The sequence below is a fragment of the Pseudomonas anguilliseptica genome, from assembly GCF_900105355.1.
In the GTDB taxonomy this organism is placed as follows: domain Bacteria; phylum Pseudomonadota; class Gammaproteobacteria; order Pseudomonadales; family Pseudomonadaceae; genus Aquipseudomonas; species Aquipseudomonas anguilliseptica.
This window is the reverse complement of the sequence record NZ_FNSC01000001.1, coordinates 3,988,373-4,004,525: the sequence shown is the minus strand read 5'-3', so window position 1 is coordinate 4,004,525 and position 16,153 is coordinate 3,988,373. Positions and strand designations below refer to the sequence as shown.

The window sequence follows — 16,153 nt, the reverse complement described above, 5'->3', positions numbered from 1 at the left end:
TGACCAAGCGTGGACGCCGCCTGGATCAGCTGCAAAGGTTTCAGCCTGTTACCGTCTCAACCCTGCTCCGCCCAGCGTTCCTTGATCTCTAGAATCGCCGGCAGCTGCTGAATAAACAGCTCGACCAGCTGCGGATCGAAGTGTTTGCCGCTCTCTTCGCGCAGCAGGCCGACGGCTTCCTCAACCGACCAGGCGGTCTTGTAGGGACGTACGCTGGTCAGCGCATCGAACACATCAGCAATCGCCACGATTCGCCCTTCCAGCGGAATATCCTCGCCGCTCAGGCCATTGGGGTAGCCCGTACCATCCCACTTCTCGTGGTGCGACAGGGCAATGCGCTGCGCGGTACGCAACAGGCCCGAGGCATGCTCGCCAATAATCCGCGCGCCGATCTCGACGTGTTGGCGCATCACCGCCCACTCCTGCTCATCGAGCTTGCCCGGCTTACGCAACACCGCATTGGGAATGCCGATCTTGCCAACATCGTGCATCGGCGCAGCATTGAGCAGTTCTTCGGCGGCCGCTTCGCTGAAGCCTGCGGCCAGGGCCAGGACCTTGGAGAAATGGCTCATGCGAATCACGTGCAAGCCGGTTTCGTTGTCCTTGTATTCGGCCGCCATACCGAGGCGCTGAACGATCTGCAGGCGGGTCTGGCGCAACTCATCCATGCGCACCAGTGACAGGTGTGTACGCACCCGAGCGCGCACGATCGGCGGGCTGACCGGCTTGGTAATGTAATCAACTGCGCCCACGGCAAAGCCGCGTGCTTCATCCTCAACATCGGCCAGGGCGGTGACAAATATCACCGGAACCGCTTCCAGATGCGCCTGAGCCTTGAGTGCCTGACACACCTCATAACCGGTCATACCCGGCATCATCACATCCAGCAGGATCAGATCCGGTCGCTCACGCTCAGCCATCTCCAGGGCTTTGCCGCCGTCCTTGGCAAACAGCAGGCGATAGTCCTCCTGCAGGATATGCCGCAGCACCTGCAGGTTGGTGGCCTCATCGTCAACCAGCAGGAGCAACGGGCGGGCATCGACTGGGGTAATCATGGTGTCTGGCTTTCCTCGTCATGCAACTGCTGTAGCAGTTCGCTAAGTGCTTGCTGCGCCTGCTCAAAGTCAAAATCATCCAGTGCCTGGCGGATACGCGCCAAGGCCTTTTTCTGCTGCGCGCCCTGCAGCCCCAGGCTCAAACAGTCCAATGCCTGATCATCCAGCCCGCCACGGCTGACGGCGTGTTGCAAACGCAGCAGCGCTGCACGCAGCTGCTCAAGGTCCAGCGTCTGCGTCTCAGTAGTCGTCGCCGGCACCTGTAGCAGGCTGCGCAAATGCAGCCCCTCGCGCCGGTTGAACGCCTGCTCGATAGCCTGCCCCAGACCGGACAGGTGGGTCAGCGCCAGATTGGCCGCCGCACCACGGAAACGGTGTGCCAGACTGCGCCCGGTATCCCAGTCATTCTTCTCCAGCATGCTGCCCAGTTGCTCGACCAGAGCGTCCTGCTCGGCCAGAAAACGCTGAATCGCCTGGCTCATCTGCACAGGCCCACCCCAGAGACTGGCCCCGCGTTGCCAGTCAAACAGCCCGCTCGTTGCTGCGGCAGTATGCTCGACAGCGCCTGGCTCCTGAGTCGTACCCAGCAGGCGCGCCATTTCCGCCAGCAAGGCAGGCAAATCGAGGGGCTTGGAGGCAAAGCCGTTCATCCCGGCATCCAGCGCGGCCTGGCGATCCTGATCAAGCACGCTGGCGGTCAAGGCAATGATCGGGAGTTGCACACGCTGCTGAGTGGCTTCCAGTGCACGGATACGCCGGGATGCCTCCAGGCCATCGACCAGGGGCATCTGTACATCCATCAGCACCAGATCAAAACGACCGCTGATAAAGGCCTCGACTGCCGCCTGCCCATCGGCAACGCAGGTAACCTGGTGGCCCAGACGCTGCAAGTTGAGCTGCAACAGCTCCAGGTTCTGCGGTACATCGTCGGCGGCCAGAATATGCAATGCCGCCAGTTGTGGCAGCGCCTGACGTACCTGCGGAGCCAGCTGCTGGCCGGCGCGCAAAGGCAGCTCGACGATAAAACGGCTGCCCTCGCCCAAAGTACTTTCCACCCGCAAGCGCCCGCCCATCAGCTCGACCAGCTGCCGCGAGATAGTGGTGCCCAGCCCTGTGCCACCAAAACGCCGGCTCATCGAGGCATCCGCTTGAGCAAAGGGCTCGAAGATTTTCTCCAGACGGTCGGCGGCAATACCGATGCCACTGTCTTCGACGATCAGGCGGATCGCACCGGCTTCGCCCTGCACGCGCAGGCAGACGCGGCCCTGGGCAGTGAATTTCACCGCATTGCCCAGCAGGTTGGTCAGCACCTGTTGCAGGCGCAAGGCATCGCCACGGTAGAACTCCAGCAACTGCGCCGGGTATTCCAGCTGCAACACCAAACCCTTGTTTTCCGCCGCCAGACGCTGGGTAGCGCAGACCTGCTCGCACAGCTCATGCAGGGAGAAATCCAGGTCTTCCAGCTCAATCGCGCCACGGTCGAGCTTAGCGGTATCGAGGATGTCGTTGAGCAAGCCCAGCAGCGAGCGCGAAGCCTGCTGCACAGTCTGCAGATGGCGACGCTGATCCTCGGCCAATTGAGTCCCGATCAGCAGTTCGGTAAAGCCGATAATGGCGTTCATTGGCGTGCGAATCTCATGGCTCATGTTCGCCAGGAAACTGCTGCGCGCCGCCGCTGCCGCCTCGGCACGGTCGCGGGCCGCACGGGTTTCCTGCTCCATCAAGCGCCGTGGCGTCAGGTCAGAGGCCAGTTTGAAAGGTTTGCCATCGGTATCGAGAATCGGGTTGTAGGTCGCCTGAATCCAGACTTCTCGCCCACCGCGGGCAATACGTCGGTATTCACCGGCAGAGAACTGCCCATTGCCTAAGGCCGCCCAGAACTGTCGGTAGTCGTCACTGTCGGCATACAGCGGATCGCAGAACAGACTGTGATTCTGGCCGATCACCTCGGCACGCGTGTAACCAAACAGATCCAGCGCGTTGTCATTGATCTCCAGCACACGGCCTTGCAGGTCAAATTCGACCAGTGCCATGGCCTTGCTGATGGCATTGACCTTGCCTTCGTACTCGGCGTTACGCAGCTTGGTTTCGGTCTGATCGAGCAGCACCCCGTCAATCCAGCGCGGTATGCCCTGCTCATCGCATACAGCACTGCCGCTTTCCCAGATCCAGTGCTCCTTGCCATCGCGGTCGAACAGACGGTATTCGACGGTGTAATTGCGCCGCTGCTCAATGGCGGCCAGCACTTGATCGGCCACCGGTTGATAGTCGTCAGGATGATAGAGCGCAGCAATCGACTGGCGTTTGCTGATGAAGTCATCGGCACTCCAACCCGTGAGAGCCTGTACCGCATCGCTGACAAGCAGCATGGTCCAGTCGCTATCCAGCAGGCAGCGGAAGGAAACCCCGGGGATATTGCTGATCAGCGAACGGTATTGCTGTTCACTCTCACGCAGCGCCTGCTCCATCTGGATACGCCCGCTGATGTCGTTGACGAACACCACAAACAGCGGGTGATTATCCGAGCGAGTCACACCGACGCTGATGCGTACCGGCTTGGCCTGACCATCGCTGGCAATGCAGTGCAATTCCTGCTCGGCGCCCGACAATGCCAGAGTGCCGTTCTCCAGGTAGTTGCGCAGGTGCGCCGCATAGACGTTGCCATCATGCTCGTTGAGCAGACGGCGGATCGGCAAACCGACCAGCTCATCGGGCTGCCAGCCCAGCAGACGGATAGCGGCTCGGTTGGCCGAGCGAATAATGCCGTGGTGGTCGACCGTCAGGATCGAGTCGAGTGCGGTGTCGAAGATTGAACGTAAATGCTGCTCGCTGGCCTGCAGCTGCAGGCTCAGGCGGAGATAGCGCAGCAGCGCATTAGCCGCCACGACAAAGACCGTCAGGGCAACGGTAATCAGCGAGATCGCACTGCCCAGGTACAGGCTGTCAACCACGGCAATCGGCTGCTCGGACTCGGCTACACCAACAAAACGGGCCGCCTCCATACCGGTGTAGTGCATGCCACTGATCGCCAGGCCCATCACCAACGCGCTAATCAGCAAGGCCCAGAGCGCCGGCAAACGGCCTTCCAGACCAAAGCGCACCCACAGGGCGAGAATGGCCAGGCCGACCGCCACCAGAATAGACAGGGCAAACATCCAGGGGTCGTAGCGCAGCAGCGGCGCCATCTGCATCGCGGCCATGCCGCTGTAGTGCATCGCGCCAACTCCAGCGCCGACCAGTACCCCGCCGATACACAGCTGCAGCAGGCTCAGGTTGCGCCGCGCCAGCACCGTCAACGCCACCCATGAAGCCGCCAGGCTCGGCAGCATTGAAAGCAAAGTTACGTCGAGATCAAAACGCACCTCGGCGCACAGCTGAAACGCCAGCATGCCGAGAAAGTGCATGGCCCAGACCCCAGGGCCAGCGAGCCAGTCAGAATGGTAATCTGCCGCCACCAGGCGGTTTCACTGTCGCGGGCCACGCCTGCCAGCTGCAGGGCCATGCCTGAGGTGAATACGGCAATGCACAGCGACATCAGCACCAGTAACGGGTCGTAATTGCTGAGTACCAGTACGCTGGGATCGGCACCGGCAATAAACAACTGATCAAGAAAATGCATACCACCCCAAGACTGCATCGGTTGTGCATGCGCACTAGTGGCGCAATGACAGCATGACAAACGAGACTGTCCGGTGTGTCAATCAAACGCCGACAAAAAAAGCCCGCCAATGGCGGGCTTTTTGGGGTTTACAGCGATCAGGCGGAGAGTTCGACCAGCAGCTTGTTCAGACGCTGCACGTAAGCGGCCGGGTCTTTCAGGTTGTCGCCGGCGGCCAGGGCAGCCTGATCGAAGAGGATATGACTGAGGTCGGCAAAGCGATCTTCATCGGCCTCGGCATCCAGTTTCTCGATCAGCGGGTGGCTTGGGTTGAACTCGAAGATCGGCTTGGAATCCGGCACCTTCTGCCCGCTGGCTTCGAGGATCTGACGCATCTGCAGGCCCAGGTCCTGCTCACCAATGGCCAGGATGGCTGGCGAATCGGTCAGGCGGTGCGAAACGCGTACGTCGGCAACCTGCTCACCCAGCGCAGTCTTCAAACGCTCGACCAGACCTTCTTTGGCCTTGGCGACTTCCTCTTGGGCCTTCTTGTCCTCTTCCGAATCTAGCTTGCCGAGGTCCAGATCGCCACGTGCCACGTCGACGAAATGTTTGCCGTCGAACTCGGTCAGGTAGCTCATCAGCCACTCATCGATACGGTCGGTGAGCAGCAGCACTTCGATGCCTTTCTTGCGGAACACTTCCAGGTGCGGGCTGTTCTTCACCTGGGCATAGGATTCGCCAGTCAGGTAGTAGACCTTGTCCTGACCTTCGGCCATGCGCGCGATGTACTCGCCCAGGCCCACGCTCTGCTCGCCATCTTCAGTACGGGTGGAGGCAAAGCGCAGCAGGCCGGCGATCTTCTCCTTGTTGGCGAAGTCTTCTGCCGGGCCTTCCTTGAGCACCTGGCCAAAGTTCTTCCAGAAGCTCTTGTATTGCTCAGGCTCGTTCTTGGCCAGCTTTTCCAGCATGTCCAGCACGCGCTTGGTCAGCGCCGACTTCATCGAGTCGATGATCGGGTCTTTCTGCAGGATTTCGCGGGATACGTTCAGCGACAGATCGTTGGAGTCGACCACGCCTTTGATAAAACGCAGGTACAGCGGCAGGAAGGACTCGGCCTGATCCATGACGAATACGCGCTGCACATAGAGTTTCAGGCCACGCGGCGCTTCACGCTGATACAGATCGAACGGTGCACGCGCCGGGGTGTACAGCAGCGAGGTGTATTCCAGCTTGCCTTCGACCTTGTTGTGGCTCCAGCTCAGCGGGTTCTCGAAATCGTGACCGATGTGCTTGTAGAACTCCTGGTATTCCTCGTCCTTGATCTCGGTACGCGGACGGGTCCACAGGGCGCTGGCACGGTTGACGGTTTCCCACTCGACTTCAGCGGGCTTGTCCTTCTCCTCGCCATGGAATTCCTTCGGCAACTCGATCGGCAAAGCAATGTGGTCGGAGTATTTCTTGATGATGTTGCGCAGACGCCAGCCATCGGCGAACTCGTCTTCGCCGGCTTTCAGGTGCAGGACGATACGGGTACCGCGCTCGGCTTTTTCAACAGTGGCAACTTCGAACTCGCCCTCGCCTTTGCTCGACCAGTGCACGCCTTCACTGGCCGGGCTACCGGCGCTGCGGCTGTACACATCAACCTTGTCGGCAACGATAAAGGCCGAGTAGAAGCCCACACCGAACTGACCGATCAGGTGCGAATCCTTCTTCTGGTCGCCGGTCAGGTGCTTCATGAAATCAGCGGTGCCGGATTTGGCGATGGTGCCCAGATGAGTGATCGCATCTTCGCGACTCATGCCGATGCCGTTGTCTTCGAGGGTAACGGTCTTGGCGTCCTTGTCGAAACTGACGCGAATTTTCAGTTCAGCGCCGCCTTCGAGCAACTCAGGCTTGGCCAGCGCTTCGAAACGCAGCTTGTCGGTGGCATCCGATGCGTTGGAAATCAGTTCCCGAAGGAAGATTTCCTTGTTCGAATACAGCGAATGGATCATCAGGTGAAGCAGTTGCTTCACCTCGGTCTGGAAGCCCAGGGTTTCTTTTTGAGTTTCCACACTCATGCTCTCTTACTCCACGTTGTTGACGAAGCCGCAGTGCGGCGGATGTCATACAGGTGGAGGCATGTTGTGCGATTTCAAGTGCTTGGCTCAGGGCTCAAGCAACTCGATGCGCGTAATTTCTTCCGGCAGCAGGCTGTAACTGACCTCACCTTGCCCGCTCATGCGCTGACGCAGAATGATCCGCCCGTCCTGATCGATACCATGGAAACGCCCTTCGGCACTGTTACCACGCTCGGTGGTTGCACGCATGCTGAGGTTTTCATAACGGTTGGGACTGCGCAGCAAGCCATCGAGGCTGAAGCGCACGCGCCGATCTAGGGGCCGGCTGACGCGCTCCGGAACGACTGCCGCCACTGCAGCCGGTTTGGCCTCGGCAACAGGCGGCGCAACGGCGCTAGGTAACGGCGGAAAGCTATCGGCAGCAACCTGCCAGCCACGCTTGTCCTGCTTCTGCAACAGGATCGGCAATTGCTGCAGCTCACCGTTGATCCGTGCCTGGACGTCTAGATCAACCCTCTGCAGTGGAAAGTTCAAGTTACCGATCGGCAACAATTCCACCCGGCGAGTGGCAAAGCGGCGCTCCAAGTAGTCCTCAATCACATGGCTGACGGTATCCACCGAGTCGAACTGGCGATCGACTGTATCGCCCTGATAACGCAGGCCATTGCGGAACAGCTCAAGCTTGCCGCTCTGGGTGGTTTTGAACTGCGGCGGCAGTACCAGGTGGAAATCACCGGCCAGCTTGTTCGGCGGCACCGGCTGCAGGTCCAGATGCAAGGTGTAGCCGCGGCTCAAGCGCCGCGCTTCGGGCAACTCCTGCTCAGGCAGTAACCAGCTGATTTCCACCTCCGGCAGTATGCCTTTATCGGCCGGCAACACATCGAACCGTACCGGGCCCCTGTCGACTTTCGGCAGACGAATCACCAGTTCGCTCTGGGCGAAGAAATCCTGCCCCTCACGCAAGCTCAATACGCCATCGAGCAACTCGGCCTGTTGCGGCGCAAATGGCCGGCCATTCAACTCACCGCGCAGATCGATAGCCAGCTCGGCCGGTGCCTGCACCTCAGGCTTGAGCCACTTGAGGCTGAGGATGGCCTCCAGACGTTGCGCATCATGGTTGGCCAGCAACGTCAGGCCGACCACCAGCGGAATAATCCCCAAACAGGCCAACATCACGGCCGGCCGCGCCGAACGCCAGTGGCGCAACACATACAGCAAGGTGAACGGCGGGATGAAACTGGCCCAGCCCCACAGCAGGCTGGTAGCAAAGGCGCGCATCACCAGCCAGACCAACCCGGCGAGTATCAGCAGCAAGCCACCCAGAATCAGCAGCGCATCCATTCAGTAATCCTTAGCGATGGTTAAACAAGGGGTTATCCGCAGACCCGACTGCCCTCAAGGTTCATCGACCTTAAAGTGCGCCCGCGCCGTGGCAATTGGCTCGGTCTGGTTGGTTTGCCAGGCAGTAATGGCCACGTTGGCAACCCGGCGACCCTGGCGCCACACCTGGCATTGCACGAAGGTGTCACGATAATGGCCGGCGCGAAGGTAATCTATCGAGAAGTCGATGATTTTCGGCAAATGTGGAATGCCCATAAACATCAGCAGATGAAGCATCGCCGAATGCTCCATAAAACCGGCGATCACCCCACCATGCAGCGCGGGTAAGGTCGGGTTACCGATATTGTCCTGGTTGGCCGGCAGGCGAAACACCATGTCATCGCCCAGGCGCAGGCACTCGATGCCAAGCAATTTGGCGTAAGGAATCAGACTGATCAGCGGGTCATAGTTATTCTGCTCGTGGGCTTCGCGCACCAGCTGGTTGAGGTTCAGCGTGCTCATTGGCCAGCTCCCTTGGCAGTGCGTTGCAGATCGGCAGGTTTACCCATGCGCATAAAGGCACCGACCACATGGGCAATCGGTTCATCGGGATTGTCCTGATAGGCATAGCCGCGGGTAAAGATAATGTTCTCGGTCACCCGGTAGCACTCAGCGAAACCAAATACATCCTTGTTCGGCTCTGCCGGGCGCATGTAATCGATGCGCAGGTCGAGGGTCGGGCAGATTTCGAACTCAGGCAGCACGCACACGGTGGAAATGCCGCAGGTGGTGTCCATCAGTGTGGTGATCGCACCACCGTGGATCACACCGGTTTCCGGGTTACCAACAATCTGTGGGCTGTAGGGCAAACGCAGGATCAGCCCCTGCGCATCAGCGCTGTGCACACTTATACCGAGCACCTGGCAATGACGCAGGACCGCTAGAAAACGCTGCGCCCGCACAGCAATAGGAGAATCACTCATGACTTCAGACTCAGGACAACTGTACAAAGGGTGAGCATGATACTCGCAGACACCAGGCCCGGCACCACGGAGCCGACATGATGACGAGAACTGCCGGCAAATTAATAGGGAACTTCGACGAAACTGCGCTATTTAATGGCTATGCCCGGGCGACCGGCATTGATTTCTACATTACAAGGAGTACTAACCGTACAAAAGCCATTCACCTATGCTCTGCTTCTCGCCGCCATGCTCGGCCTGGCAGCCTGCGAGAAAACCCCGGAAGACAAAGTAGAGTCGGCCAAGGAGTCCGCTGCTGAAGCCATCGAATCCATGGGTGATGCCGTTGAAGAAACTGGCGAAGCCATCGAGCAGAAAGCTGATGAGGTGATGGGCACCGAGCCAACCACTGGCGAGAAAATCGAAGACGCTGCCAATGATGCAGCTGACGCTCTCAAAGATGCTGGCGATGAAGTAAAAGACGCTGTCGACGGCCAATAAGCCTTCCAGCTGAATCAAACAGGCCCGCTGATGCGGGCCTGTTTGTTTATGGCGCAATCAAAGCGCCGGGGTAAGCATCAGCAGCAGGCTACACAGCAGCCCGACCACCCAGACCAGACTGCGCTGCCAGTGCAAGTCAGCCCAGTAAAAGAACAGATAGAGCACCCGCGCCACAACGAAGGTCACGGCCAAGACATCCACCAGAACGCCGTGGCTACTGGTCACATGGGCCATCAGTACGCCAACGGCAAACAGCGGAAACGCTTCAAAACTGTTCAGGTGCGCGGCCAGGGCTCGCGCGCCAAAGCCGGTCAGACGCGCTTGCTGAGCGCGCGGATGGTGATTGTCGTAATGACCGTCACCCTCCTTCGCCATGGCCTTGGCCACCGGGGCCTTGGCGATAAAGATCAGTAATGCACTGATAAAGATGCACCAGAATGGGATGCTCATTCGCTTTTCTCCTTGGGCGATTCGAACGCCGGGGTCTGGGTGTAGACCATCACTTCCAGTACATCTGAGTGAAACTCACGGCGGTACAACACCAATACCACACCTGTGCTGACCAACATGAAAAACCATGGGTTGATAAACCAGGCCAGGGTTGCCATGCCGAAGTAATAGGCACGCAAACCCTGGTTGAACTGGTTGGCAGCCATCGAGATCACCCGCGCGGTGCGTTCGGCAAAGGCCTTGCGCTCCTGCTCCGTCACGTGCCGCTCGCCCACCATCGGCGCAGATCCCACTAGCACGGCGGCGAAGTTGTACTGACGCATGCACCAGCTGAAGGTAAAGAAGGCGTAGACAAATACCACCCCCAGGCACAGCAGTTTGACTTCGGACAGCTCACGACTGGCTGCCTGGACAAACGGCAGATCGGCCAGCAGTGATACCGCGCGATCAGAGGCGCCAAGCACGGTCAGAATACCGGCGAGGATGATCAGCGTACTCGAGGCAAAGAATGAGGCGTTGCGTTCCAGATTGCCGATCACGTTGGCATCGGCGATGCGGTTGTCGCGCAGCAGCATGCGACGCATCCAGTCTTCGCGGTACAGGTGCAGCACACTGGCCAGACATGGCGTGGTGCGACCCTTGGCCTGGGCATAACGGGTGTAACCGGCCCAGCAGACGACAAACCAGAGAACGGCAAGCAGGTGCGGTAGGTAGTAGTCACTGATTGGCATGCAGACTCCTTGTTAACTTGCGCCGATTATAGACAGGCCTGGCTTTCAGCTGGCCAACAAAAAGGCCGCTCAATGAGCGGCCTAGGGTAAACAGCAGAGGCTGAGCAGCCGAACTTAAGCTGCCGCAGTTTTCGGCATACCCAGTACGCGGTCCACCACAACAGCCAGGGCCAGGGTCAGCAGCACCGGCAACAGCCAGCCGAGGCTCTGGTCCGCCAGCGGCAATTGGCTGAAGAAGCTTGGGACCAGCGCCTTGCCGCCGGCGGCGGCAATACCGTCAACCAGGCCAAACACCAGAGTAACCGCCATCACCGGGCGGAATACCCGCGCCGACGAGCACCACAGATCATCCAGCAGACTCAGCGCCACCAAAACGATAGCCAGCGGGTACAAACCGACCAGTACCGGAATCGAAAAGCTGATCAGTTGGGTCAGACCCTGATTGGCCACCAACAGACTGAACAGACCGAAGGTGATCACAACTGCACGGTAAGAAACCGGCAACAAGCCGCTGAAGAACTCACCACAGGCCGTCAACAGCCCCACAGCCGTGGTCAGGCAGGCCAGGGTAATAACCACGGCCAACAGCAGGCTGCCGGCCGTGCCGAAGGTGTGCTGCACATAGGCGGTAAGAATCTGCACGCCGTTCTGCGCCTCTCCGGCAATCCCCTGGCTAGTCGCACCGAGATAGAACAGCGCCAGGTAGACCAGCGACAGTCCGACTGCAGCGATCAGGCCGGCAATCACCGAGTAACGGGTAATCAGCTTGCCGTCGGTCACACCATGGTCACGAATCGCAGTGGCAATCACGATGCCGAACACCAGCGCACCGAGGGTATCCATGGTCAGGTAACCCTGCAGAAAACCCTGCACAAAGGGCGCACTCTGATAATCAGGCGATACCTGACCGATCTCCCCTGCGGGAACCAGCAACGCCGCACCGCCCAATACCAACAGTGCAGCCAGCAGCACCGGGGTGATGTACTTGCCGATGCGATCCACCAGTTGCCCGGGATTAAGGGACAGGAACAACACCGCAGCAAAGTAGGCCAAGGTATAGAGCAGCAACGCTGTGCTGTTATTGCCGCTGAACGGGGCGACGCCCATCTCGAACGACACCACAGCCGTGCGCGGCGTGGCAAACAACGGGCCGATGGCCAGGTAAACCGCAACGGCAAACAGCACGCCAGCGCGCTTGCCTAGCGGTGCGGTGAGCAACGCCATACCACCGCCGACACGCGCCAGGGCAACGATGGTCAGTAGCGGCAAGCCGACACCGGTGAGCAGAAAGCCCAACGCCGCCAGGCCAATGTTCTCGCCCGCCGCCATACCGGCGCTAGGCGGAAAGATGATGTTGCCGGCGCCCAGGAACAGCGCAAACGTCATAAAACCAAGGGCCAGGAGATCCGAGCCTTTCAAACGAGTCATAGAAGGGAATACCACAGGCAGAAAGTTAAAGGTTCCGAGGGTTTCCCGATGGATCGGGGGAAACGTCACCCAGCCGGTTAAGCGGGGCCACTGCAGCACCCTGAACCGCTTGTGGCGGAGCAGGCGCTAATAGTTGCAAGCCTAACGAAATTGACGCGACAGCGGCACTGGCACAGGTCAGTCTGTCGGACTGGTGAAAAAAGCTGTCGCATCAACAACAGTTCATCCCTGGCCGCAATAAAAAAGGCCACCCGAAGGTGGCCTTTCATGAGCAGTCAGCAACGCTTAGGCGTTTTTGACTTCCCAACCGGTCAGCTCGGCCAGAGCCTTGCCGATATCAGCCAGGGAACGCACGGTTTTCACACCGGCGTCTTGCAGGGCTGCGAACTTCTCGTCTGCAGTACCCTTGCCGCCGGAAATGATTGCGCCGGCGTGGCCCATACGCTTGCCCGCCGGAGCGGTTACACCAGCGATGTAGGACACTACTGGCTTGGTCACGTTGGCCTTGATGTAAGCAGCAGCTTCTTCTTCAGCCGAACCGCCGATCTCACCGATCATCACGATCGCTTCGGTCTTCGGGTCTTCCTGGAACAGCTTCAGGATGTCGATGAAGTTGGAGCCCGGGATCGGGTCACCACCGATGCCGACGCAGGTGGACTGACCGAAACCGGCGTCAGTGGTCTGCTTGACGGCTTCGTAAGTCAGGGTGCCGGAACGCGACACGATGCCGACTTTGCCTGGCAGGTGGATGTGGCCTGGCATGATGCCGATCTTGCACTCGCCCGGCGTGATCACGCCTGGGCAGTTCGGGCCGATCAGGACCACGCCCAGCTCGTCGCACTTGACCTTGGCTTCCAGCATGTCGATGGTTGCGATGCCTTCGGTGATGCAAACGATCAGCTTGATGCCGCCCATGGCCGCTTCAAGGATCGAGTCCTTGCAGAACGGAGCCGGAACGTAGATCACGCTGGCGGTGGCGCCAGTCTGCTCGACTGCTTCACGCACGGTGTTGAACACCGGCAGATTCAGGTGAGTGGTGCCGCCTTTGCCCGGAGTCACGCCGCCAACCATCTTGGTGCCGTAGGCGATGGCTTGTTCGGAGTGGAAAGTACCCTGCGAGCCGGTGAAGCCCTGGCAGATAACTTTGGTGTCTTTATTGATCAGGACGCTCATTACTTGCCCTCCGCAGCTTTGACGACTTGCTGAGCAGCGTCGGTCAGGCTGGTTGCCGCGATGATGTTCAGGCCGCTTTCTGCCAGGACTTTAGCGCCCAGTTCAGCGTTGTTACCTTCCAGACGGACGACAACCGGGATTTTCACGCCGACTTCTTTCACTGCACCGATGATGCCTTCGGCAATCATGTCGCAACGAACAATACCGCCGAAGATATTGACCAGTACGGCAGCCACGTTGCTGTCGGACAGGATGATCTTGAAGGCTTCGGTCACGCGCTCTTTGGTTGCGCCGCCACCTACGTCGAGGAAGTTGGCTGGCTTGCCGCCGTGCAGGTTGACGATGTCCATGGTGCCCATGGCCAGGCCGGCACCGTTGACCATGCAACCGATGTTGCCTTCCAGCGCTACGTAGTTCAGTTCGAACTTGGCAGCGTGGGCTTCACGCGGATCGTCCTGGGACGGATCGTGCATGGCGCGCAGCTTCGGCTGACGGTACAGGGCGTTGCTGTCGATGTTGATCTTGGCGTCGAGGCAATGCAGGTTGCCGTCAGCCTTGATTACCAGCGGGTTCACTTCCAGCAGAGCCAGGTCATAGTCCTGGAACAGCTTGGCCAGGCCAACGAAGATCTGGGTGAACTGCTTGATCTGATCACCTTCCAGGCCCAGCTGGAATGCCAGCTCGCGGCCCTGGAACGGCTGAGCGCCGACCAGCGGGTCGATGGTCGCCTTGAGGATCTTCTCAGGGGTGTCGTGCGCCACTTTCTCGATGTCCACGCCACCTTCGGTGGAAGCCATAAACACGATGCGACGGCTGGAACGGTCAACGACCGCGCCCAGGTACAGCTCCTTGGCGATGTCGGTGCAGGACTCGACCAGGATCTTGGTCACTGGCTGACCGTTGGCATCTGTCTGGTAAGTCACCAGACGCTTGCCCAGCCAGTTGGCGGCGAAGGCTTTGGCGTCTTCTTTGTTCTTAACCAGCTTCACGCCGCCCGCTTTACCGCGGCCACCAGCGTGGACTTGAGCCTTGACGACCCACTCGCTGCCACCGATTTTTTCGCAGGCTGCTGCGGCTTCTTCCGGGGTGTCTACCGCGAAGCCCTTGGATACGGGCAGGCCGTATTCAGCGAACAGCTGCTTACCCTGATACTCGTGGAGATTCATGCTTGTCTACCGTCTTCGTTTAGGTATTGCGCATACGGTGCTGCACTTGTGATGCCGCACCACCTGTGACTGCTTCTGCAGCAATCCGGCTGACGTTCCGCGCAGAACCTGAGCTGTACGCGGGCAGTCGGCCGTGGTTCTTCCTGTTGAGCTGCACCTTCACCGGTACACAACGCCGGTGAAGGCATCCGCTCAAACAAACAACGTCTTAACGCTTCTTGCGGTTGGCGATGTGGATGGCGTGGCCATTCACTGCCAGAGCAGCTTCATGCAGCGCTTCGGACAGCGTCGGGTGGGAGAACACCATCATTCCCAGATCCTCGGCGCTGGTGCCGAACTCCATACCGATTGCACCCTGCTGAACCAGTTCGGCAGCGCTTGGGCCAATCACGTGTACACCCAGAACGCGGTCGGTGGTGGCATCGGCGATCACCTTGACCATACCGCCGGTGTCGTTGGCCGCCATGGCGCGACCGCTGGCAGCGAACGGGAAGGTGCCGACGTTAACGGCAACGCCTTCGGTCTTCAGCTGCTGCTCGGTTTTACCGACCCATGCGATTTCCGGGTGGGTGTAGATAACCGACGGGATCAGGTCGTAGTTCATCTGGGCTTTATGGCCGGCGATGCGCTCGGCAACCATGATGCCCTCTTCCGAGGCTTTATGAGCCAGCATCGCGCCGCGCACCACGTCACCAATGGCGTAAACGCCCGGTACGCTGGTGGCGCACTGGTCGTCAACGAAGATGAAGCCACGCTCGTCCATGTCGACGCCGCTGTCGGCCGCCAGCAGGTCGGTGGTCACGGGGCGGCGGCCGACTGCAACAATCAGCTTGTCGAACACGATCTTCTGCTCGCCTTCGGCGTCGGTGAAGTTGACGGTAACCTGCTTCTTCTTCACTTCCGAGCCGGTCACGCGAGCGCCCAGGCGGATTTTCAGGCCTTGCTTGGTGAAGGTTTTCAGCGCTTCCTTGGCGATCTGCTCATCGGCAGCCGGGAGGAACTTGTCCAGCGCTTCCAGCACAGTCACTTCAGCACCCAGGCGAGCCCAGACCGAACCCAGTTCCAGACCGATTACGCCAGCGCCGATCACACCCAGCTTCTTCGGCACACTCTGGAATTCCAAAGCGCCAGTGGAATCAACGATCACGTCCTGGTCAACCGGAGCTGGCGGAATGTCGATTGGTTTGGAACCGGAGGCCAGAATCACGTTCTCGGCTTCGACGATCTGCGTCTTGCCATCGGAGCCGGTGACTTCAACCTGCTTGTTCGCCAGCAGCTTGCCGTGACCTTCGAGCAGGGTCACGCCATTGGCTTTGAACAGCGTGGCAACGCCGCCAGTGAGATTTTTCACGATGTTGGCCTTACGACCGATCATCGCTGGCACGTCGATGGTTACGCCTTTGGCTTCGATACCGTGAATGGCAAAGCCTTCGTGCGCTTCGTGGTACTTCCAGGAGCTGTCCAGCAGCGCCTTGGAGGGAATGCAACCGACGTTCAGGCAAGTACCACCGAGCGCAACCTTGCCCTCTTTGTCCTGGTACTTCTCGATGCATGCAGTCTTCAAACCGAGCTGAGCTGCTTTGATGGCGGCTACGTAGCCACCAGGGCCGGCACCGATGACTACCACGTCGAATTTCTGGGTCATAACGTATTCCTTCTCGAATAAACCGGACGGCCCTGATTAGAGGGCCGCCGTGGGAGAAACT

At 59.4% G+C, this 16,153-nt stretch carries 14 protein-coding genes; 1 reads left to right on the top strand and 13 read right to left on the bottom strand.

The annotated features are described in order from the left end of the window. Positions 1-56: 56 nt before the first annotated feature. The 7 genes from BLW24_RS19625 to BLW24_RS19600 form a co-directional block, all read right to left on the bottom strand. Positions 57-1,055, bottom strand: a complete 999-nt coding sequence (locus tag BLW24_RS19625; protein ID WP_090386169.1) for a response regulator — start codon at positions 1,053-1,055, stop codon at positions 57-59. Then, positions 1,052-4,459, bottom strand: a complete 3,408-nt coding sequence (locus BLW24_RS19620) for a PAS domain S-box protein (RefSeq protein ID WP_244161217.1) — start codon at positions 4,457-4,459, stop codon at positions 1,052-1,054. Before BLW24_RS19620 ends, BLW24_RS19625 begins: the two co-directional genes overlap by 4 nt. Beyond that, positions 4,396-4,692, bottom strand: coding sequence for an MHYT domain-containing protein (locus BLW24_RS26655; protein WP_244161216.1), 297 nt, complete (start codon positions 4,690-4,692; stop codon positions 4,396-4,398). The genes BLW24_RS19620 and BLW24_RS26655 overlap by 64 nt, the downstream gene beginning before the upstream one ends. Positions 4,693-4,811: 119 nt before the next feature. After that, positions 4,812-6,716 carry a molecular chaperone HtpG gene (gene htpG / locus BLW24_RS19615; protein ID WP_090386166.1) on the bottom strand — a complete coding sequence of 635 codons (1,905 nt, stop codon included), beginning with the start codon at positions 6,714-6,716 and terminating at the stop codon, positions 4,812-4,814. A gap of 87 nt (positions 6,717-6,803) precedes the next feature. Further along, complete coding sequence (locus BLW24_RS19610) at positions 6,804-8,057, bottom strand: MFS transporter (protein ID WP_090386162.1); 1,254 nt, start codon at positions 8,055-8,057, stop codon at positions 6,804-6,806. A gap of 54 nt (positions 8,058-8,111) precedes the next feature. After that, a complete protein-coding gene (locus BLW24_RS19605; protein WP_090386159.1) occupies positions 8,112-8,558 on the bottom strand; it encodes a PaaI family thioesterase in 447 nt (148 codons plus the stop codon). Next, positions 8,555-9,019, bottom strand: coding sequence for a PaaI family thioesterase (locus BLW24_RS19600; RefSeq protein ID WP_090386156.1), 465 nt, complete (start codon positions 9,017-9,019; stop codon positions 8,555-8,557). Before BLW24_RS19600 ends, BLW24_RS19605 begins: the two co-directional genes overlap by 4 nt. A 228-nt stretch (positions 9,020-9,247) precedes the next feature. On the opposite strand from BLW24_RS19600, the gene BLW24_RS19595 reads away from it, so the two are divergent. Then, positions 9,248-9,499: a hypothetical protein gene (locus BLW24_RS19595; protein ID WP_244161215.1), complete on the top strand. Its 252-nt coding sequence runs from the start codon at positions 9,248-9,250 to the stop codon at positions 9,497-9,499. 57 nt (positions 9,500-9,556) lie between these two features. Here the strand turns inward: BLW24_RS19595 and BLW24_RS19590 are convergent, their stop codons facing one another. The 6 genes from BLW24_RS19590 to lpdA all read right to left on the bottom strand — a co-directional run bounded on the left by BLW24_RS19590 (position 9,557) and on the right by lpdA (position 16,092). Then, positions 9,557-9,949, bottom strand: coding sequence for an MAPEG family protein (locus BLW24_RS19590; RefSeq protein WP_090386153.1), 393 nt, complete (start codon positions 9,947-9,949; stop codon positions 9,557-9,559). Then, complete coding sequence (locus BLW24_RS19585) at positions 9,946-10,680, bottom strand: DUF599 domain-containing protein (RefSeq protein WP_090386150.1); 735 nt, start codon at positions 10,678-10,680, stop codon at positions 9,946-9,948. The genes BLW24_RS19590 and BLW24_RS19585 overlap by 4 nt, the downstream gene beginning before the upstream one ends. A 114-nt stretch (positions 10,681-10,794) precedes the next feature. Continuing rightward, on the bottom strand, positions 10,795-12,108 hold the full coding sequence (gene brnQ, locus BLW24_RS19580; RefSeq protein WP_090386145.1) for a branched-chain amino acid transport system II carrier protein: 1,314 nt from the start codon (positions 12,106-12,108) through the stop codon (positions 10,795-10,797). A gap of 285 nt (positions 12,109-12,393) precedes the next feature. Beyond that, positions 12,394-13,281, bottom strand: a complete 888-nt coding sequence (gene sucD, locus BLW24_RS19575) for a succinate--CoA ligase subunit alpha (RefSeq protein WP_090386142.1) — start codon at positions 13,279-13,281, stop codon at positions 12,394-12,396. Further along, positions 13,281-14,447 (bottom strand): ADP-forming succinate--CoA ligase subunit beta, encoded by a 1,167-nt coding sequence (gene sucC, locus BLW24_RS19570; RefSeq protein ID WP_090386140.1) that lies wholly within the window; start codon positions 14,445-14,447, stop codon positions 13,281-13,283. The genes sucD and sucC overlap by 1 nt, the downstream gene beginning before the upstream one ends. A gap of 208 nt (positions 14,448-14,655) precedes the next feature. After that, positions 14,656-16,092: a dihydrolipoyl dehydrogenase gene (lpdA, locus tag BLW24_RS19565; protein ID WP_090386137.1), complete on the bottom strand. Its 1,437-nt coding sequence runs from the start codon at positions 16,090-16,092 to the stop codon at positions 14,656-14,658. Positions 16,093-16,153: the final 61 nt, after the last annotated feature.